Below are 18,910 nucleotides of genomic sequence, written 5' to 3' on the forward strand. Positions count from 1 at the left end.
CTCGTCATCCCGTTTGTGGCACCGCCGCCCTACGCCGGCGCGCCCGACTTCACCAGCTTGTAGATCACCGAATCCATCAGCGCCTGGAACGAGGCGTCGATGATGTTGGGGGACACCCCGACCGTGGTCCAGCTGTCGCCGTTCTCGTCCTCGCTCTCGATCAGGACGCGCGTGACCGCGCCGGTGCCGCCGTTGAGGATACGCACGCGATAGTCGATCAGCGTCAGGCCTTCGATATATTTCTGGTACTTGCCGAGGTCCTTACGCAGCGCGACGTCGAGCGCGTTGACGGGACCGTTGCCTTCGGCCGCCGAGATCAGATGCTCGCCGGCGACGTCGACCTTGACCACCGCCAGCGCCACGGTGACGCGTTCGCCATGCGAATTGTAACGCTGCTCGACATTGACGTCGAACTGCTCGACCTCGAAATAATGCGGCACCTTGCCGAGCGTGCGCCGCGCCAGCAGCTCGAACGAGGCGTTGGCGGATTCATAGGCGTAGCCTTGCGCCTCGCGCTCCTTCAACTCCTCGACCAGCCGCGACAGTTTCGGATCGCTCTTCTCGTAGGCGATACCGGCGCGGTCGAGCTCGGCAATGACATTGGAGCGGCCGGCCTGATCGGACACCAGCACCTTGCGATGATTGCCGACCAGCTCCGGCAACACGTGCTCGTAGGTCTGCGGATCCTTCAGCACGGCGGAGGCATGGATGCCGGTCTTGGTGACGAACGCGCTCTCGCCGACATAGGCCGCATGCCGGTTGGGCACGCGATTGAGCATGTCGTCGAGCGTGCGCGACACCTTGACCAGGGTCGCGAGCTTCTCCGCCGTGACGCCGATCTCGAAGGCGTCGGCAAACTCGGCCTTCAGCTTCAAGGTCGGAATCAGCGAGCAGAGATTGGCGTTGCCGCAGCGCTCGCCGAGGCCGTTCAGCGTGCCCTGGATCTGCCGCGCGCCGGCGCGCACCGCGGCGAGCGAATTCGCCACCGCCTGCTCGGTGTCGTTATGGGCGTGAATGCCGAGATGATCGCCGGGGATGTGCTTCGCCACCTCGGCGACGATCGCTTCGACCTCGTTGGGCATGGTGCCGCCGTTGGTGTCGCACAGCACCACCCAGCGCGCGCCGGCTTCATAAGCAGCTTTCGCGCAGGCGAGCGCGAAACCGGAATCCTCCTTGTAACCGTCGAAGAAGTGTTCGCAGTCGAGCATCACCTCGCGGCCGGCAGCCTTCGCCGCTGCGACGCTGTCGCGGATCGAGGCGAGGTTCTCCTCCTTCGTCGTCTCCAGGGCAACGCGCACCTGATAGGCCGACGACTTCGCCACGAAGCAGATCACGTCGGCCTTGGCCTCCAGCAGCCCGGCCACACCGGGATCGTTGGAAACCGAGCGCCCCGCTCGCCGCGTCATGCCGAAGGCGGTGAAGCGCGCATGCGAAAACTTCGGCTTGGTGCCGAAGAACTCGGTGTCGGTCGGATTGGCGCCGGGATAGCCGCCCTCGACATAGTCGATGCCGAGTTCATCGAGCATCTGGGCGATGATTTGCTTGTCGGTCAGCGTGAAATCGACGCCGTTGGTCTGCGCGCCGTCGCGCAGCGTGGTGTCGAACAGATAGAGGCGCTCCTTGCTCATTGCAGCGCTCCCGACGCGGGTCCACTGCCGAGCGTCTTCTGCATGGTGGTGTTGGCCAGCCATTCGTCGTTGACAGTGATGCTGTTGCGCTGCATGGCGACATAGCCGCGCTTGGCGAAAAAGCCCTGCGCGTTGTCGCTGGCATCGACCGTCAGCTTGTCGGCGCCGCGGCCGCCCGCAAGCTTTTCCAGCGCATCGACGAGCATGGTCGCGAGGCCCTGCCCGGCCACGGCCGGATGCACATAGAGCATGCGGATATGATCCTTGCCCTGCAGCGAGGCAAAACCCACCGGTGACCCCTCCAGCGTTGCGATCAGCGTCAGGTCGGAGGCGAGCCCCTTGCCGAACTCTTCGTCTTCCGCCGACGCCATCCAGGCCTGTTGTTGGGCCTCGCTATAGTCCTCGCCGGTCAGCTCTTCGATGCTGGCGGTGAAGATCGCGGCGAGAACCGGCACGTCCTCCGGCAGAAAGGGCCGCAAGCCAGGCTTTGGGAGTGCTTGTGCCATCGTCTTCACCACATCCCATAGAGTTTCAGCGCCAGCGCCACGGCAGCGCCGAGCAGCAGGATTTTCAGCGCGATGTAATAGAACCAGTGCCGCGGAAAAGGCGTATCGGGTCGCTTCATCGTGCGACCTCCCACGTCGTCCCTTCCTTGGAATCCTTGATCGCAACGCCCATCGCGGCAAGCAGATCGCGGATACGATCGGACTCCGCAAAGTCCTTGCGCGCACGCGCCGCCGTCCGCTCCGAGATCAGGCGCTCGACTTCCTTGGCATCGACGCCGCTCGCCTGCTGCTTGCGTCCTTCCCACTGCGCGGCACTCTCGGAGAGAAAGCCGAGCAGACGCAACGAACCCGCGAGGGCACCAACATCGCTGCCGCGCAGCCCATGCAGCGCCGCGATCGCCAGCGGCGTGTTGAGGTCGTCGAGCAGCGGCTCGACCACTGAGGGGGCGGGCTTGCCGGATGCGACGTCAGCCGCACCCCGATACCAATCGTCGAGCGTCCTGGCGCTCTCCTCCAGCGACTTCATCGTCCAGTCGATCGGCGAGCGGTAATGCGTCTTGAGCATATTCAGGCGCAGCACTTCGCCCGGCCAGTCCGCGAGCAGCTCGTGAATCGTGACGAAGTTGCCTAGCGATTTCGACATCTTCTCGCTCTCGACCTGCAGGAAGCCGTTGTGCATCCAGTAGCTCGCCATGCGCTCCCGGTGGAAGGCGCAGCAGGTCTGCGCGACCTCGTTCTCGTGATGCGGAAACACGAGATCGATGCCGCCGCCATGGATGTCGAAGTGCTCGCCGAGATGCTTCCAGGCCATGGCCGAGCACTCGACATGCCAGCCCGGGCGCCCCTGCGCGGCGACGCCGGCGGGTGACGGCCATGACGGCTCGCCGGGCTTGGACGGCTTCCACAGCACGAAGTCGGTGTTGCCTTTCTTGTAGGGCGCGACATCGACGCGGGCGCCGGCAACCATCTCGTCCAGCGAACGATTGGACAGCGCGCCATAGCGCGGCAACCCGGCATCGACCGCGTTCATCGCCTGCGGCGAGAACAGCACGTGATCCTCGGCAACATAGGCAAAGCCGCCGGCAACCAGCCGTTCGATGATCTCGCGCATCTCGCCGATATGCTCGGTGGCGCGCGGCTCGACGCTCGGCCGCAGCGCGCCGAGCGCGTCGACGTCAGCGTGAAACTGTTTGCCGGTTTGCTCGGTGACTTTCCGGATCGCCTCGTTCAGCGGCAGGCCGGGGAAATCCCGCGCGGCGCGGTCGTTGATCTTGTCGTCCACGTCGGTGATGTTGCGGACATATTTGACGTGCGCCTCACCATAGAGATGGCGCAGCAGCCGAAACAGCACGTCGAACACGATCACCGGCCGGGCATTGCCGATATGGGCGAAGTCATAGACCGTCGGTCCGCAGACATACATGCGGACGTTCTTGGCATCGAGCGGCACGAAGGTGCGCTTTTCCCGGCTCAGCGTATCGTAAAGGCGCAATTCCATAAGGATACCCGTCGGCTGTTGGCCGGGCGTCCAGTGCTCTCAATGGTTTTGAGAAAAGACGGCTCCAGCCAGCGAATCGCTAGCTCGTAATCTCGCGGCAAATGGCGCAAATGACGAGGAGACCGTTCATGACGGAACATATGGGCTATGAGGCGGCCCCGCGTCAAGAGAGCCGCGAAAACGCCGTCTTATCTCCGCAATGCGCAGCCGCCGCGCGCAGATGGTTCATCTCCTTAACCATTTGAGCCCATTCTGGAACTGGCAGTTCACATTTTTTGCCCCGGTGTTTTCATGCGATCATTGCTTGCGCTCATGTCCTGCGCCTCCATCCTTGCGGCGTCCAGCGCTCTCGCGGAGACCCGCGTCTTCATCATCCCAAACCAGGCGGACGGCTACGGCGTCGATCAGTGCCTGGCCAAGAGCGACAAATGCGGCGCGCAGGTCGCCCGCACCTACTGCCAGTCACGCGATTTTGCCCAGGCTTCGGCCTATCGCCGGGTCGATCCCGACGAAATTACCGGCTCTGTCCCCAAATCCGGCGCAAACTGCTCCCATGGCCATTGCGACGAATATGTCGCAATCACCTGCCAGCGCTGAATTCGCTCGGAACTGGCGTACCTTAGGCCCAATCGCTGGCCTCTGAAACGACGTGACGATGCCGCAGGAAGCGGCTATGGGAGGGCGCGCTCCGGCCTCCCCACATCACGCGTGGCCGTGACCTCGCTAGAATGGCGGATATGCCTGAATTTTTGTCTCTCTCCCGTGCTCGCTCGATCCTTGCCTGTGCCGTGCTCTTCAGCACGGTTGCGCTCGCCAATAACGCGTTCGCACAGGCCGGCCCGCCGGGACCGCCGCCTCAGCCCGGCCAGAACGGGCTCGGACCCAACCCGATGTGCGCGCGCCTGGAAGGTCAGCTCGCCGGTCTCGATCGTGGCGGCGGCGGTGATCCCGCGCGCGAAGACCAGATCCGCCGCTATCAGGAATCTCAGACCAAGCAGCAGGCCGAGCTCGATCGTGTCACCATGCAGGCCAAGCGCATGGGTTGCGATTCCTCCGGCTTCTTCTCGCTGTTCAGCGGCCAGTCGGCGCAATGCGGTCCGGTCAACACCCAGATCCAGCAGATGCGCGCCAATCTGGACCAGATCACCGGCAATCTCGAACGCCTGCGCGGCGGCGGCCCCGGCGGCTTTAGCCCCGAGCGTGACAACCAGCGCCGCTCGGTGCTGGCAGCGCTGGCGCAGAACAATTGCGGCCCGCAATATGCCAATGCGGCGCAGTCGCAAGGCGGCGGCAATTTCCTGAGCAATCTGTTCGGCGGCAACAACCCCAATAATCCGCAAGGCGTGCCGCCGTCCGATCTCGGCCCGCAATCAGGCACCTATCGCACTGTGTGCGTGCGCACCTGCGACGGCGCCTACTTCCCGGTCTCGTTTGCGACCGTGCCGGCGCGCTTCCCCGACGACGAGAAGACCTGCAAGGCGCTGTGCCCGGCCGCCGAGGCCGTGCTCTACACCCATCGCAATCCCGGTGAAGACATGAACTCCGCGGTCTCCACCAGCGGCCAGCCCTACACGGCGCTGCCGACCGCGTTCAAATTCCGCAGCGAGTTCAACCCGTCCTGCTCCTGCAAGGCGGCGGGCCAGACCTGGGCCGACGCGCTCAAATCCGCCGACGACAAGGCGTCGGCCGAACAGCAAGGTGACATCATCGTCACCGAGGAGAGCGCCAAGAAAATGCAGCAGCGGCAGCTCAACAAGGGCACGCCTGCCGCCAATGGCAAGAAGGGTGCGACGCCGACCACGGCGGCTGCACCTGTCGCGACTCCGCCTGCCGATACCGGCACCGCTACGACCTCGTCCGAGAACAAGCCGATCCGTTCGGTCGGACCAAGCTTCTTGCCGCAGCAGCAGAAGTAGGTCACGTCCTCCGCTGTCATGGCCCCGCGAAAGCGGGGGCCATCCTGTACGCTGGCATCAGCTGGTTTTCACGACGACCGGCGCAGCGTACTGGATCATCTGCTTTCGCGGCTGATAACAGCGAAATGGGTGGCGAGACCGTTTGCCTCGCGAATCATCCAATCAATTGCGCGCAAGAGTTCCCCGACCCGGCCGCCGCCAAGCGGCGCTGTCGGGTAGCGCCCCAAGACACGAACAAATCTAGGCGTCGCGCGCCGGGCGGCGTGCTCAATATAGTCTACACCGACACCGGGATTCGCAGCCGTTTCGAGTTCGAGGGCCCGTGCGGCGTGGGCCGCCGCGCCAAGAATGTGCCTGACCTGGGTCGATCGAGCCAGGGGATGAAGATACGCCGCGGATGAGGCACTCATCGCCGCGCGTGCGGCTAGGCTGGCTGCCGCACCTTTGGATTCGTTTGCTGCCTTCAGCGCTGCCCAGGCTGCATCGCGCAGGGTCTTTACCCGCTTGCCTCCCTTCGCGAAGGTCCGCGCTGCTTCGACTGCGTCACGCGGCCGGAAATCCACTGGATGCGCCCGCTCGAATATTTCCAGCACGTCCGCGGCATTTGCCGCCGCATAGGCTGCAACCTCTCGGAGATCATCCATGTCAAGGGAGATTTCGTCTGCCATGCTTTCGCCCACCACCAGCTCCGGAGCACACCTATGAATGCTCTATGGTCGAATTCGATCGCCCAAGCAGGATGCCAGAAGATATGGATCACCTCATTGGATGACGACAGCGGAATGCAATCTCCAAGCTACCCGAACTGGCAGCCCCTACCCCTCAAACGCGTCGATCGAGGCTTTGCTCACACGCGAGACCAGCGTCTCATCCGGAGCGGCGAGCTGCTCGCCTTTGTCGCGAAAGCGGTTGGTGATGGGATAGCGGCGGTCGCGGCCGAAATTCCTGGCTGTGACCTTGACGCCGGGCGCGGCCTGGCGGCGCTTGTATTCGGCGACGTTGAGGAGATGGTCGATGCGGGTGACCGTCTCGCGGTCAAAGCCCGCGGCGATGATTATATCGAGCGGCTCTTCGCGCTCGATGAGACGCTCCAGGATGGCATCAAGCGCGTCGTAAGCCGGCAACGAATCCTGGTCGGTCTGGTTCTCGCGCAGCTCCGCGGTCGGCGGACGCGTGATGATGTCGGGCGGGATCACCTCACCGGCCGGCCCCAGCGCCCCCTCGGGCTTCCACGAATTACGCAAGCTTGCCAGCCGAAACACCTGCGTCTTGTAGATGTCCTTGATCGGATTGAAGCCGCCGTTCATGTCGCCATAGAGCGTGGCGTAGCCGACCGACATCTCCGACTTGTTGCCTGTGGTCACCACCATCAGGCCGGTCTTGTTCGAGATCGCCATCAGCAGCGTGCCGCGGGTGCGGGCCTGGAGATTCTCCTCGGTGACATCGGGCGGCAGATTCTTGAAGACGCCGGACAGGATGGTCTCGAACCCGGTCACCGCTTCGGCGATCGGCAGCACCTCGTAGCGGATGCCGAGATGGCCGGCGAGCTCGCCGGCGTCCGCAATCGAGCTTGCCGCGGTGTAGCGATAAGGCAGCATCACGCCGTGCACCTGATCGGAACCGAGTGCATCGACCGCGATCGCCGCGCACAGCGCGGAGTCGATGCCGCCGGAAATGCCGAGCAGCACGCCGGGAAAGCCATTCTTGGCGACGTAGTCGCGCAAGCCCAGCACGCAGGCCGCGTAGTCGGCGTAGTCTGCCTCGGGCTGCGCGGCGATCGGCCCGGTGCAACGCCAATCGTCGCCGCTTCTCGTGAAGTGCAGTGTGGTGATGCTCTCCGCGAACGCCGGCAATTGCGCTGCGAGCGAAAGGTCGCCGTTGAGCGCAAAGGAGGCGCCGTCGAACACCAACTCGTCCTGGCCGCAAACCTGGTTGAGATAGACCAGCGGCAGACCGCTCTCGGTGACGCGCGCGACCGCGACCGACAAGCGCACGTCGGCCTTGTCGCGGGCGTAAGGCGAGCCGTTCGGCACGAGGATGATCTCGGCGCCGGTCTCGGCCAGCGTCTCGACCACGTTCTCGTAGTCCTCGGACTCCTCAAGCCAGATGTCCTCGCAGATCGGCACACCGACGCGCACGCCGCGCACGGTGACGGGGCCGGCGGCAGGCCCGCGCGAAAACAGCCGCTTCTCGTCGAACACGCCGTAATTCGGTAGATTGCATTTGAAGCGCAGGCCAGCGATACGGCCGCCATCGAGCAGCGCGCAGGCATTATAGAGCCTGCCCTCCTCAACCCAGGGCGTGCCGATCAGCATCGCCGGCCCGCCATCGGCGGTCTCGCGCGCCAGCGCTTCGATCGCAGCGCGGCAGGCGGCCTGAAAGGAAGGCTTCTGCACGAGATCTTCCGGCGGGTAGCCGGCGATGAACAATTCCGGAAACAGCACGAGATCGGCACCGTCGGCGGCTGCCTGCACGCGCGCCGCGCGCGCTTTCGCGGCATTGCCCTCGATGTCGCCCATGGTCGGATTGAGCTGGGCGAGCGTGACCGCGAATGCGTTGAGACGTTCGGTCATGGCGCTCCGATCAGAGCATGATCCGGAAAAGAGTGAAGCGGTTTTCCGAAAAGATCATGCTGAAAAAACAGTTTAAAGCGCGATACGCGCTTTAAAGAAATCCCAATCGCTCGATGATGGCGATGATCCAGAACGCGCCGGCCATCAGCAGCGCGACACCGACCGCGGCCGAGCCCATGTCCTTGACCCGTCCGATCTGCTTGTCGTGATCCATGGTCAGCCGGTCGGCAAGCTTCTCGATCGCCGTATTGAGCAGCTCGACCACCAGCACGAACGCGACCGCGCAGATCAGCTCGACCGCCCGCATCGCGGTCGCGCCGACGAACCACGCGAGCGGCAGCGACAAGAGGAGCGCAACGATTTCCTCGCGGACGGCCTGCTCCGAGCGGAACGCAAAGGCCAGACCGTTACGGGAATTGATCGTGGCCTTCCAGATTCGCAGCAAGGTCTCAGAGCCCCGCTGCGACCGGCATCGGCCTGACCTTGCCGGCGCGTTCCTGCTTGAGCAGTTCTGCGACCAGGAAAGCCATATCGATGGATTGCTCGGCGTTGAGCCGGGGATCACAGACCGTGTGATAGCGGTCGTTGAGATCCTCGTCAGTGATCGCGCGGGCGCCGCCGAGGCACTCGGTGACGTCCTGGCCGGTCATCTCCAGATGCACGCCGCCGGCATGGGTGCCTTCAGCGGCGTGGATCGCGAAGAACGACTTCACCTCGGACAGGATGCGGTCGAAGGGCCGTGTCTTGTAACCTGATGTCGAGGTGATGGTGTTGCCGTGCATGGGATCGCACGACCACACCACCACTTTGCCCTCCCGCTTCACGGCGCGGATCATGTTCGGCAGGTGCTCGCCGATCTTGTCGGAGCCGAAGCGGCCGATCAGCGTCAGCCGGCCCGGTTCGTTGTCGGGATTGAGCACGTCGATCAGCTTCAGCAGTTCGTCGGGCTTGAGCGACGGGCCGCATTTGAGCCCGATCGGATTCTTGATGCCGCGGAAATATTCGATATGGCCGTGGTCGAGCTGGCGGGTGCGGTCGCCGATCCAGATCATGTGGCCCGAGGTCGCGTACCAGTCGCCGGTGGTGGAATCGACCCGGGTCATGGCCTGCTCGTAGCCGAGCAGCAGGGCCTCGTGGCTGGTGTAGAAATCAGTGGCGCGCAGCTCGGGATGGGCCTCGAGATCGAGGCCGCAGGCGCGCATGAAGTTGAGCGCATCGGAGATGCGGTCGGCCAATTCCTTGTAGCGACGGGACTGCGGACTGTCCTTGAGGAAGCCGAGCATCCACTGATGCACGCTGCCGAGATTGGCGTAACCGCCGGTCGCGAACGCACGCAGCAGGTTCAGCGTCGCGGCCGACTGGCGATAGGCCATCAGCTGGCGCTGCGGATCAGGGATGCGCGCTTGCTTGGTGAAGGCGATGTCGTTGACGATGTCGCCGCGATAGCTCGGCAGCTCGACCCCGTCGATCTTCTCCATCGGCGAGGAGCGCGGCTTTGCGAACTGGCCGGCGACGCGCCCGACCTTCACCACCGGGACGGCGCCGGCATAGGTCAGTACCACCGCCATCTGGAGCAGCACGCGAAAGAAGTCGCGGATGTTGTTGGCACCGTGCTCGGCGAAGCTCTCGGCGCAGTCGCCGCCCTGCAGCAGGAAGGCCTCACCGGCTGCGACCCGCGCCAGCGCCTTCTTCAGATTGCGCGCCTCGCCCGCGAACACCAGCGGCGGAAAGGTCGCAAGCTGCGCCTCGACGTCGGCCAGGGCCTTGGCGTCGGGATAATCGGGCACCTGTAGCACCGGCTTGCTGCGCCAGGACTCGGGCGTCCACCGCTCGGACATCGCAATCTCTCCGTGAAGCAAAAAGCACAACCTGATCTGTGGGTTGCGAGGGTCGCCTTATACACAGGGTGGCCACCGGCCGCCAGTTGTAAATCCGTCTGGCACTGCAAAGCCTTGCGGGGAAAGCCAAATTCGCATTTGCTGGGAACTGCTTGGAAACTGGCAAGATACCTTCGGCCCATGGACGTGGCACTAGACGACGTTTTCATCGACGAGATCAGCTTCCCGGCGACTGACGGGTATGCGCTGACCGGCACCCTATTCCTGCCGCGCGGGACCAAGCGCCATGCCGTCTTGATCAACTCCGCCACCGCCGTCCCGCGAAAAATCTATCGTGGCTTTGCCTCCTATCTCGCCCATCGCGGCTGCGCGGTCCTGACCTACGACTATCGCGGCATCGGCGACTCCCGGCTGCCGGCGATGGTCGGCTACAACCGGCCGAAATCGCTGGTCGGCTTCAAGGCCTCGATGTCGGACTGGGCCGCGCTCGACGTCACCGCCGCAGTGCACTGGATGCGCGAGCGCTACAATACCCTGCCCTTGACCTATGTCGGGCATTCCTTCGGCGGCCAGGCGCTCGGGCTGCTCGCGAACAACACGGACATTTCGCGCGCCGCGTTGGTGGCCTCGCAGGCGGCGACCTGGCGGCTGATGACGTCGCCGGAAAAATACCGCGTCTTCGCCTTCATGAATTTTGTCGGCGTGCCGCTCGTGCACGCGCTCGGTTACGCGCCGGGCTGGGCCGGCATCGGCGAGGATTTGCCCAAGGGCGTCTTCCTGCAATGGGCCGAGTGGGTCTCGAGCCCCCGCTATCTCTTCGATTCAAAGCTGCCGGCGCTGGAAAATTTCGCCAAGTTCAAGGGCGAGCTGCGCACCCTCTGCTTCTCCGACGATCCCTGGGCGACGCGGCCCGCGGTCGAGCTGCTTGCGAGCGGATTCACCGCGATCAAGCCTGAGGTGCTCAACGTGAAGCCGTCCGACGTCGGCGCCAAGGAGATCGGCCATTTCGGCTTCTTCCGCCCCGACCACCGCGACACGTTGTGGCGTGGCGTCGCGGAATGGATCCAGGGAGAGTAGACGGCGCTTACCGGAGGATCGTCGTCAGCGACGAGTAGCGCTTGTTCGGCTTGGCTTCGCCCGGCGCGAATTGCGCAAAGGCCTGGCTGACGCGGACGGCCGGCGGCGTATCGCCCGCAAAACGAAACTCCTTAGGCCGCGGCGCGTAAAAACTGGCGCTGTAATAGGCGTCGTCGAAGCGCGCCTCGCCGACCCCGAACATTGCGTCGCACGCGAACAGAAGTGCGTAGACTCCCGCGATTGCGACGACGACCTCCCTGAGAACTGACATGCTGATGCCCCACCCTGTTGCAGGCAGGATGCACGCCGGTTCCAAAGCCGGGGTTTAAGGCCGCATGGTTCTTGTCCGCATGGTTTGCCGCAGCTGAGCGGAATGCAGACAATTTTATCGATCTCGAAAAAGAGCCCGCCTGCACGGGTGGTCAGGCGGGCTCCAGGCTTGGCCGCTCGGGAGGTATCAAACGGCCAGATTCATCCAGACCGCCTTGGGCTCGGTGAAATTGTCTAGCGCGGCGGTGCCGTGCTCGCGGCCGAGGCCGGAGTCGCGCTCGCCGCCCCAGGGCAGCCGCACGTCGGTATAGCCATAGGTGTTCATCCAGACTGTGCCCGCGCGCGCTCGCTTGGCGAAGCGCTGCAGCTTGCCGATGTCGCGGCTCCAGACGCCGGCGGCGAGACTGTAAGCCGTGCCGTTGGCAATCCGCAAAGCGTCGGCCTCGTCCTTGAACTTGAGGACACTGACGACCGGGCCAAAGATCTCTTCCTGCGAGATCCGCATCTCGTGCGCGACATTCGCGAACACCGCGGGGCTGATGAAGTAGCCGCGATCGCCGACCTTCTCGCCACCGGTGACGAGGGTCGCGCCCTCCTTCCGGCCGATGTCGACATAATCGAGGACCGACTTCATCTGCTTCTCGGAGATGACGGGACCGAGCACCGTCTTGCGGTCGAGCGGGTCGCCGATCCTGAGCGACTTTGCGCGCGCCGCCAGCCGCTCGACGACCTCGTCATAGGCCTTCTCCTGCACCAGCACGCGGGAGCCGGCCGAGCAGACCTGGCCCGCATTGAAGAAGATGCCGGAAGCCGCAGCTTTCGATGCGGCTTCGAGATCGGCATCGTCGAAAATGACGTTGGCCGACTTGCCTCCCAGCTCGAGCGAGATGCGCTTGAAGTTGCTTGCGGCGCCCTTCATGATTCCCCGCCCGACACCGGGAGAGCCGGTGAAGGTGACCTTGTCGACGTCAGGGTGATTGACCAGCGCGTCGCCGACGACGCGGCCGGGGCCAGTGACGACGTTGAAGACGCCCGCCGGCAGGCCGGCTTCGAGCGCGAGCTCGGCGATGCGTAGCGCCGACAGCGAGGTGAGCTCGGCCGGCTTCATCACGATGGTGCACCCGCAGGCCAGCGCCGGCGCGAGCTTCCACATCCCGATCATCAGCGGGAAATTCCAGGGCACGATCGCCGCGACCACGCCGACCGGCTCGCGCACGGTGTAGGTCAGGGCATCATCGCGCACGGGCACGACGTCGCCGCTGATCTTGTCGGCCCAACCGGCGTAGTAGATCAGCGTGTCGACGGCGGCCGGAAAATCCTGCCGCGATGTCGCGGCGATCGGCTTGCCCGCATCGATCGACTCGAGCTCGATGATCTCCTCGGCGTGAGCCTTGAGCAGGTCCGCCCAGCGCAGCAGGATCTGGCCGCGCTCGGACGCCCGCATCGTGCGCCAGGGGCCTTCGAAGGCCCGGCGCGCGGCCGCTACTGCATGATCGACATCGGCCTCGTTGCCTTCGGCGACGATGGCGATGACCTGCCCGGTGGCCGGATTGAGCGACTTGAATGTGCGACCGGAGCTCGCCGGGACGCGGCGACCGTCGATCAGCAGATGCTGTGGCCGGGACATGAACTCGGTGGCCGGCGAGTGTGCAAAGTCATATGCAACAGACATCATATTCCTCCAGTTCTGGTATACCAGACTAGGCGCCTGTGGACGGGAGTAAATATGATATGGATTGCAAATGGACCGCGGTCATATGAAATGTAGTTCATAGGGAGGACCAATGCTTCAGATCGAGATCGAGGCCGTCTGGCGGTTTCGCCGGGAGGGCAATCCGCGCACCGCCGTCATCATGCTTGGCGTCCTCAACGAGATCAGGAGAACCGGGAAGATCACCAGCGCGGCCAAGGATGCGCACCTCTCCTATCGCCATGTCTGGAATCTGATCGAGCAATGGTCGGAGTTCTTCGGCACGCCGCTGGTGGAAACCCAGCGCGGCAAAGGCTCGAAGCTCACGCCGTTCGGCGAGCGGCTGGTATGGGCGGGCGAGCGTATGCAGGCCCGGCTCGGACCTCAGCTTGAAAACCTCGCGCAGGAGCTGGCGAGCGAGATCAAGCCATTCCTCGAGCAGCGCCCGTCGGTGATCCGCGTGCATGCCAGCCACGGTTTTGCGGTCGCAAAACTGCGCGAATTCCTCGACCGCGAGCCCGGCATCGGCGTCGATCTGCGCTATGTCAGCAACCAGCATTCGCTGGTCTCGCTGGCGCAGGGCGCCTGCGATCTCTCCGGCCTGCATCTGCCGCACGGCGCGCTACGGGCTCAGGGCATCAAGGCTGCGCGCGAATGGCTCGATCCGCGCGAGGATCGCATCATCAGCTTCGTCACACGCGAAATGGGATTGATGGTCGCGCGCGGCAATCCGCTGCGCATCGCTTCGCTCGATGATCTCACCGGACCAAAAGTCCGCTTCGTCAACCGCGACCACGATTCCGGCACGCGGCTTCTGTTCGACCAACTGCTTGCGGCAAACGGCATCGACGAGAGCAGGATCAAGGGCGCGCAGCAGATCGAATTCACCCACGCCGCGGTCGCAGCCTATGTCGCGAGCGGCATGGCTGATGCGAGCTTCGGCGTCAAAGCCGCCGCCCGGCATTTCGGCCTCGATTTCATCCGGCTCCTGACCGAGGATTATTTCTTCGTCTGCAAGCGCGCGTTCCTGGACACCGGGCCGATGCAGCGCATCCTGGAGATCATGCGCAGCGCCGATTTTCGCGCGGCCGTCGCCACCCTGCCCGGCTATGTGCCGTCCGACACCGGCACCGTCACCGGCGTGAAGGCGTTTCTGGAGATGCACGCCGTGCGATGATGTCGAAGGATGCCATCGCCTTCCGCGCCGGTCAGATCGCCGGCTCGTCCTTCAGCGCGGAAATCACCTGCTCACCCTGCGCGGTCAGGCGATATGTCACCAGCGGACGGCTCGATGGCGGCTTTCGCGCCAGCTCGACGATGTAGCCGCGCACCATCAGGGCTTCGAAGCTGCCGTAATAGCCGAACATGCTGATCTGGTTCTGCCTGAGCAGCTTGAACTCGCGCAAGAGCCGTATCTCGTTGCCCGACAGCAGCGACCGGCGCACGCGCTGAACGAACCGCGCGCGCTGCTCGAACCAGTTTTTATCCGGCAGTTCGTGCGAGGCTGGTGCGGGGGCCCGTTCGCAGGGACGCGCGTCCTGCGCAATCTCGACCATCACCTGCGGCAGGCACGGCATGCTGCTGGCGACAACCGCGTCCTTCGCAACGTCGAGCAACGCGAGCGGCCAGCGCCGCTTGTTGTCTACCATGACCGGCGGTGGCACGACGCTGTCGCGCACCAGCTGCTCGAAGCGTCCGGCGGTCACGCCGACATAGGCCGCCGCGCGACGGCGATCGACCAGACGCGTGTCCGGCGCGACCTCGCAAACAATGTTCTCGTCCACCCGGGATCCCCTGGCGCCTCGTTGCGCATGGCATGACGGCCCGACAGGACCGGCCAAGCCGGCGGCGAACCTAGGTGGGAGGAGCGAACTCGAAAAGCACAGAATTTCGTACACGTTGATGCCGTTTCGGCAACGGCTATAGTCCGGCCGGGGGTCCCATGCGATTTCACTCACCAGCCATCCAGTACTTCCACGCCGTCCGCCGCACCGGCTCGATCCGGGCCGCTGCGCGCATGCTGAACGTTGCCTCGTCGGCCGTAAGCCGCCAGATTCTCAAGCTTGAACAAGAGGTTGGGTCACCATTGTTCGAGCGCAATGCGCGCGGCCTGACGCTGACGACGGTCGGGGAGATGTTGGCCCGGCACGTCATGAACGTGCTCCAGGACCTCGACCGCTTCCGCTCGGACGTCGCGTCCCTGTCCGGGACGTGGCACGGCACGGTCAGCATTGCCTGCATCGAGTCGCTCACGGAGTCGGTGCTGCCGGACCTGATCGCCGCCCATCGTGGCCGCGCCCGGCGCGTCAGCTTCACCACCGAGGTGAAGGGATCGTCGGATGTGCTGGAGGCCTTGAGCCGCGGCGAGGCCGACATCGGCATCGCCATGGCGCTGCGCCATCCGCCGGATCTGCGCCAGGTCGCCTTGAAACGGTTTCGCCTCGGCGCGGTCGTGGCGTGCGATCATCCACTGGCGCGCGGCAAGACGGTCACGCTAACCCAATGTCTCGCCTTTCCCGTCATCCATGCGCTGCCGGAGCTGTCGATCTACCATCTGCTGCAGCCGCTGATCGCGCAGCTGTCCGAGACGCCGGAGCCGGCCATCCAGGCCAACTCGATCGACCTGATGCGCGAACTCGCCGCGCGCGGCGTCGGCGTCGCCTTCCAGACCCAGCTCGGCATCGACCGACTATCGCGCGACAGCCGGCTCGTCTTCCTGCCGCTCGACAACGCCGGCAGTCCGGTGTGGTCAGATCTCGGCATCTACGTTCGCGCCGAGCGCACCCTGCCCGCCCACACGGAATCCTTCCTCCAGGAGCTGGTGCGCGAATTGGGCGAGCGCGAGCGGCGGGAAAACGCGGCGCATCCGCAGATCGCCTGATCAAACGCCGACGTCTGACGCTCAGCCGTGGCCGGCTCCCTTGCGCTGGCCGCTATCGCCGAGGCGGTCGACCCAGGCGATGCCGATCGCGGAGATGATGAAGGTCAGGTGGATCAGCACCTGCCACATCACGCCGCTCTCGGTGAAATTGCTCCGCGTCGTGCCGAGATTGCCCGCCTCGATGAAGGTCCTGAGCAGCGAGATCGAGGAGATGCCGATGATCGCCATCGCAAGCTTGATCTTGAGCACGCTGGCATTGACGTGGCTGAGCCATTCCGGCTCGTCCGGATGACCGCTGAGGTTCAGGCGCGAGACGAAGGTCTCGTAACCGCCGACGATCACCATCACCAGCAGGTTCGAGATCATCACGACGTCGATCAGCCCGAGCACGACCAGCATGATCTGCTGCTCGCTGGCGTCGAACGAGTGCACGACCAGGTGCCAGAGCTCCTTCAGGAACAGCAGCACATAGACGGCCTGCGCGACGATGAGGCCGACATAAAGCGGGACCTGCAGCCAGCGCGAGCCAAAGATGAGTTGGGCAAACGGGCCGATTTGCGGCGCCGGCACGGAATCCGCCGAAGGTGCTTTGGGTTCGGACGTCATTGATCACTCCGGATGATGGACAGGCGCGTTGCCTCAGAGACTCGCGATCACAGGCGCGAGCTCGAGCGATCCGCGATAGATCATCTCGAAGGCGACGTAAACGATGATGGCGAGGCCGACATAGCCGATCCAGCGCTGCTTCTGGAGCACGCGGCCGAGCAAATCGGCGGCGACGCCCATCAACGCGACCGACAATAGCAGGCCGAAAGCGAGGATGTAGGGATGCTCGCGCGCAGCGCCCGCGACCGCGAGCACGTTGTCGAGCGACATCGAGACGTCGGCGGCGACGATCTGCACCGCCGCCTGCCTGAAGGTCTTTCGGGACGCAGGCGCAGCGCTGCTGCCGCCATGGCTGAACGCGAGCTCGTTCGCATGCGCGGACTGCTCGCGCAGCTCCCGCCACATCTTCCAGCACACCCAGAGCAGCAGCACGCCGCCGGCGAGCAATAGCCCGATCACTTGCAGAAGCTGGGTCGCGACGCCGGCAAAGACGATGCGCAGGGCGGTGGCGGCGATGATGCCGACGACGATGGCGCGCCGGCGCTGCTCGGCCGGGAGGCCGGCTGCGGCAAGGCCGATGATGACGGCGTTGTCGCCGGCGAGCACGAGGTCGATCAGGACGACCTGAAGCAGCGCGGTCAGCGCTTCGGTGGTGATGAATTCAGTCATGATTGGTCATTTTTCGGTGCGGACGGATCGAGCCAGTGCGGCTTCTTCCGCTCGACCCAATCCAGAACCTTGGCGCGCCCGGAGCGCAGCGCGGGCACGTCTTCCGCGAGCAAAGCGAGGCCGAGCGGTAGCATCCAGACGCCGAGCACCGGCAGGAAGGAGAGCACGCCGCCGACAATCAGCAGCGCACCCGAAGGGATTCTCACCCAGCGGCTGGATGGCTTGAGCAGATAGGTGACGGTGTCGCCCATGCGCGGCGGCAGGCGACGGACAAGCTTGTCGAGGCGCGGGTCGCCGCCAGCCATCTGGCCGCTAGCGCCCGCAGTCCCTGTCTTATCCTCGTCCGAAACTACGCTCATGCTTACTCCTCGGCGGCGATGCGGTGTTCGGCGCGCACTGCACCCGGCGTCACCTGCTTTGCGCGCGGCAGCACCAGCGTCAGCAGGCGCAACAGCTTGATCGCCTGCACTTCGTGGGGATGCACGTCCTCGTCCGCGGCCGCGACGCGCTCCGACAGTTCCATCAAATGAGCCGACAGCGGCAGGTCTGAAACCGGACGCAAATTCTCGATCACCACATTGGCGAAATCCGGCTCCTCGAGTCGTTCAGCAAGCTCGTCGAACATCGCGTAGAGCCGGTCGTCCGAGATATGCGGCGCCAGCTTGCGATCCCGGATGAACCGGACGACCTCGTCGCGTTCGACCGGCGAAACTTGCCGGTCGGCGACGGCAACCAGCGCGCCGACGATCACCAGTGCCACCGCAGCCTGCTCGTTCAGGCTGGATGGCTCGGTGATCTCGATTTCGATCGGATTTGAATGCTTGGCGTCGGACATCGTTGCTCCCTTATCTTGCGAAAGACCGCACGGAGCTGCGATGGGGACGATTCGGTCGGAGAGACTCTCAAGAAGGCCCGACGATCGGCCGATCCATCGCATTCGCGCGGGACAGGTCATCCGACATCACGAGGTTTTGCCGACAGCGTCGACTTCCTCGCCAGAGGGGCCCGGATTCTTGTTCGTTTCACACATAAAGATGGGGCTGTCGGAATCAAGACGACGCGACTGCGACCAGCCGCCGCATCGGGTTCCGTGTTGCCACATTGGCTAAGCAGTTCTGCGCGCTCCGCACCTGCGATCATGTCTTTTACTGCCGCCCGCGCAGGCGGGCGATCCAGTACTCCGAGACGCCCGTAGTTTGTCGAGAAGCCGCAGCGTACTGGATTCCCCGCCTGCGCGGGGAATGACAGCGGAGTGCGGAGCACTCAGCCTACCCCACCTGCTCGACAAGATGCGCCCGCGAGGGCGACGGCTCGAACCTGTCGCCGAAATATTGCGTCTCGTGCGCCACAAGGTCGTCGCGGAATTCCATGATACTCACGACGTAAGACGGCACCCCGTCATAGGTCAGCACGAATTCGCTCACCCAGAGATCGTTACTGCCGACGATCCGCCGAACCGTGAAGCGCTTCTTGTTCGGCTGCACGAACCGGCTCTCTTGAATCTTCCTGCGACCGCGGATGCGCTCGCCGGACTGCGGATAGTCGAGCACCGCGTCCTCGCGATAGATGTCGTGCTCGGCCTCGAAATCGTTCGCATCCGAAGCATCCCAATGGCGCTGGAGCGCGGCCAGCTTGCCCTGATCATCCATCGTGATCTCCCGTTGTACCGACTGCGTTTACGTTACGCATTTCAAATTGGCCTCAGGGCCGCCGGTGGCAAGGCTTGCTCGCAACGTCTAACAACGACTAACGAGCCAA

General features: G+C 64.4%; 20 protein-coding genes. 5 read left to right on the forward strand and 15 right to left on the reverse strand.

Going from position 1 to position 18,910, the window contains the following annotated elements; genetic code table 11:
- Positions 1-29 precede the first annotated feature (29 nt).
- The 3 genes from cimA to cysS form a co-directional block, all read right to left on the reverse strand.
- Positions 30-1,628 (reverse strand): citramalate synthase, encoded by a 1,599-nt coding sequence (cimA, locus tag IVB50_RS25475; protein ID WP_085395863.1) that lies wholly within the window; start codon positions 1,626-1,628, stop codon positions 30-32.
- Positions 1,625-2,134: a GNAT family N-acetyltransferase gene (locus IVB50_RS25480; RefSeq protein ID WP_085385796.1), complete on the reverse strand. Its 510-nt coding sequence runs from the start codon at positions 2,132-2,134 to the stop codon at positions 1,625-1,627. Before IVB50_RS25480 ends, cimA begins: the two co-directional genes overlap by 4 nt.
- A 115-nt stretch (positions 2,135-2,249) precedes the next feature.
- Positions 2,250-3,632 carry a cysteine--tRNA ligase gene (gene cysS / locus IVB50_RS25485; RefSeq protein ID WP_247297622.1) on the reverse strand — a complete coding sequence of 461 codons (1,383 nt, stop codon included), beginning with the start codon at positions 3,630-3,632 and terminating at the stop codon, positions 2,250-2,252.
- A 291-nt stretch (positions 3,633-3,923) separates the two neighbouring features.
- On the opposite strand from cysS, the gene IVB50_RS25490 reads away from it, so the two are divergent.
- Positions 3,924-4,229: a hypothetical protein gene (locus IVB50_RS25490; protein WP_026233782.1), complete on the forward strand. Its 306-nt coding sequence runs from the start codon at positions 3,924-3,926 to the stop codon at positions 4,227-4,229.
- A gap of 131 nt (positions 4,230-4,360) precedes the next feature.
- Positions 4,361-5,548 (forward strand): DUF2865 domain-containing protein, encoded by a 1,188-nt coding sequence (locus tag IVB50_RS25495; protein WP_247297624.1) that lies wholly within the window; start codon positions 4,361-4,363, stop codon positions 5,546-5,548.
- Positions 5,549-5,643: 95 nt separating this feature from the next.
- Here the strand turns inward: IVB50_RS25495 and IVB50_RS25500 are convergent, their stop codons facing one another.
- The 4 genes from IVB50_RS25500 to IVB50_RS25515 form a co-directional block, all read right to left on the reverse strand.
- The gene (locus tag IVB50_RS25500; RefSeq protein WP_247297626.1) at positions 5,644-6,216 is read right to left on the reverse strand and encodes a putative immunity protein; all 573 of its coding nucleotides are present in this window, start codon (positions 6,214-6,216) and stop codon (positions 5,644-5,646) included.
- 147 nt (positions 6,217-6,363) lie between these two features.
- Entirely contained in the window at positions 6,364-8,121 is a 1,758-nt protein-coding gene (locus IVB50_RS25505; RefSeq protein WP_247297628.1) for an NAD+ synthase, read from the reverse strand.
- A 91-nt stretch (positions 8,122-8,212) separates the two neighbouring features.
- Positions 8,213-8,566 carry a diacylglycerol kinase gene (locus IVB50_RS25510; protein ID WP_018459355.1) on the reverse strand — a complete coding sequence of 118 codons (354 nt, stop codon included), beginning with the start codon at positions 8,564-8,566 and terminating at the stop codon, positions 8,213-8,215.
- 4 nt (positions 8,567-8,570) lie between these two features.
- A complete protein-coding gene (locus IVB50_RS25515; protein ID WP_247297630.1) occupies positions 8,571-9,959 on the reverse strand; it encodes a 3-deoxy-7-phosphoheptulonate synthase class II in 1,389 nt (462 codons plus the stop codon).
- Positions 9,960-10,139: 180 nt separating this feature from the next.
- On the opposite strand from IVB50_RS25515, the gene IVB50_RS25520 reads away from it, so the two are divergent.
- Complete coding sequence (locus IVB50_RS25520; protein WP_247297633.1) at positions 10,140-11,036, forward strand: alpha/beta fold hydrolase; 897 nt, start codon at positions 10,140-10,142, stop codon at positions 11,034-11,036.
- Positions 11,037-11,043: 7 nt separating this feature from the next.
- Here the strand turns inward: IVB50_RS25520 and IVB50_RS25525 are convergent, their stop codons facing one another.
- Both IVB50_RS25525 and IVB50_RS25530 read right to left on the reverse strand, forming a co-directional pair.
- Positions 11,044-11,307, reverse strand: coding sequence for a hypothetical protein (locus tag IVB50_RS25525; RefSeq protein ID WP_018459357.1), 264 nt, complete (start codon positions 11,305-11,307; stop codon positions 11,044-11,046).
- A gap of 186 nt (positions 11,308-11,493) precedes the next feature.
- Positions 11,494-12,978 (reverse strand): aldehyde dehydrogenase family protein, encoded by a 1,485-nt coding sequence (locus IVB50_RS25530; protein ID WP_247297635.1) that lies wholly within the window; start codon positions 12,976-12,978, stop codon positions 11,494-11,496.
- Between the two features lie 112 nt (positions 12,979-13,090).
- Between IVB50_RS25530 and IVB50_RS25535 the strand changes: the two genes are divergently transcribed.
- Entirely contained in the window at positions 13,091-14,173 is a 1,083-nt protein-coding gene (locus tag IVB50_RS25535) for a substrate-binding domain-containing protein (protein WP_247297637.1), read from the forward strand.
- 31 nt (positions 14,174-14,204) lie between these two features.
- Here IVB50_RS25535 and IVB50_RS25540 read toward each other — a convergent pair whose 3' ends face one another.
- A complete protein-coding gene (locus tag IVB50_RS25540; RefSeq protein WP_247297639.1) occupies positions 14,205-14,780 on the reverse strand; it encodes a hypothetical protein in 576 nt (191 codons plus the stop codon).
- A gap of 158 nt (positions 14,781-14,938) precedes the next feature.
- Between IVB50_RS25540 and IVB50_RS25545 the strand changes: the two genes are divergently transcribed.
- Complete coding sequence (locus IVB50_RS25545) at positions 14,939-15,877, forward strand: LysR family transcriptional regulator (RefSeq protein WP_247297641.1); 939 nt, start codon at positions 14,939-14,941, stop codon at positions 15,875-15,877.
- A gap of 21 nt (positions 15,878-15,898) precedes the next feature.
- On the opposite strand, the gene IVB50_RS25550 is transcribed toward IVB50_RS25545, so the two are convergent.
- The 5 genes from IVB50_RS25550 to IVB50_RS25570 form a co-directional block, all read right to left on the reverse strand.
- Positions 15,899-16,483, reverse strand: coding sequence for a TIGR00645 family protein (locus IVB50_RS25550; protein WP_018459361.1), 585 nt, complete (start codon positions 16,481-16,483; stop codon positions 15,899-15,901).
- A 33-nt stretch (positions 16,484-16,516) separates the two neighbouring features.
- On the reverse strand, positions 16,517-17,152 hold the full coding sequence (locus IVB50_RS25555; protein ID WP_204510895.1) for a TerC family protein: 636 nt from the start codon (positions 17,150-17,152) through the stop codon (positions 16,517-16,519).
- Positions 17,149-17,511, reverse strand: a complete 363-nt coding sequence (locus IVB50_RS25560; protein ID WP_026233786.1) for a hypothetical protein — start codon at positions 17,509-17,511, stop codon at positions 17,149-17,151. Before IVB50_RS25560 ends, IVB50_RS25555 begins: the two co-directional genes overlap by 4 nt.
- A 2-nt stretch (positions 17,512-17,513) precedes the next feature.
- Complete coding sequence (locus tag IVB50_RS25565; protein ID WP_085352736.1) at positions 17,514-17,987, reverse strand: tellurite resistance TerB family protein; 474 nt, start codon at positions 17,985-17,987, stop codon at positions 17,514-17,516.
- A 433-nt stretch (positions 17,988-18,420) separates the two neighbouring features.
- Positions 18,421-18,801, reverse strand: coding sequence for a nuclear transport factor 2 family protein (locus tag IVB50_RS25570; RefSeq protein WP_204510894.1), 381 nt, complete (start codon positions 18,799-18,801; stop codon positions 18,421-18,423).
- Between the last annotated feature and the right edge of the window lie 109 nt (positions 18,802-18,910).

The organism is Bradyrhizobium sp. 87 (assembly GCF_023073015.1).
Lineage (GTDB): Bacteria > Pseudomonadota > Alphaproteobacteria > Rhizobiales > Xanthobacteraceae > Bradyrhizobium > Bradyrhizobium canariense_D.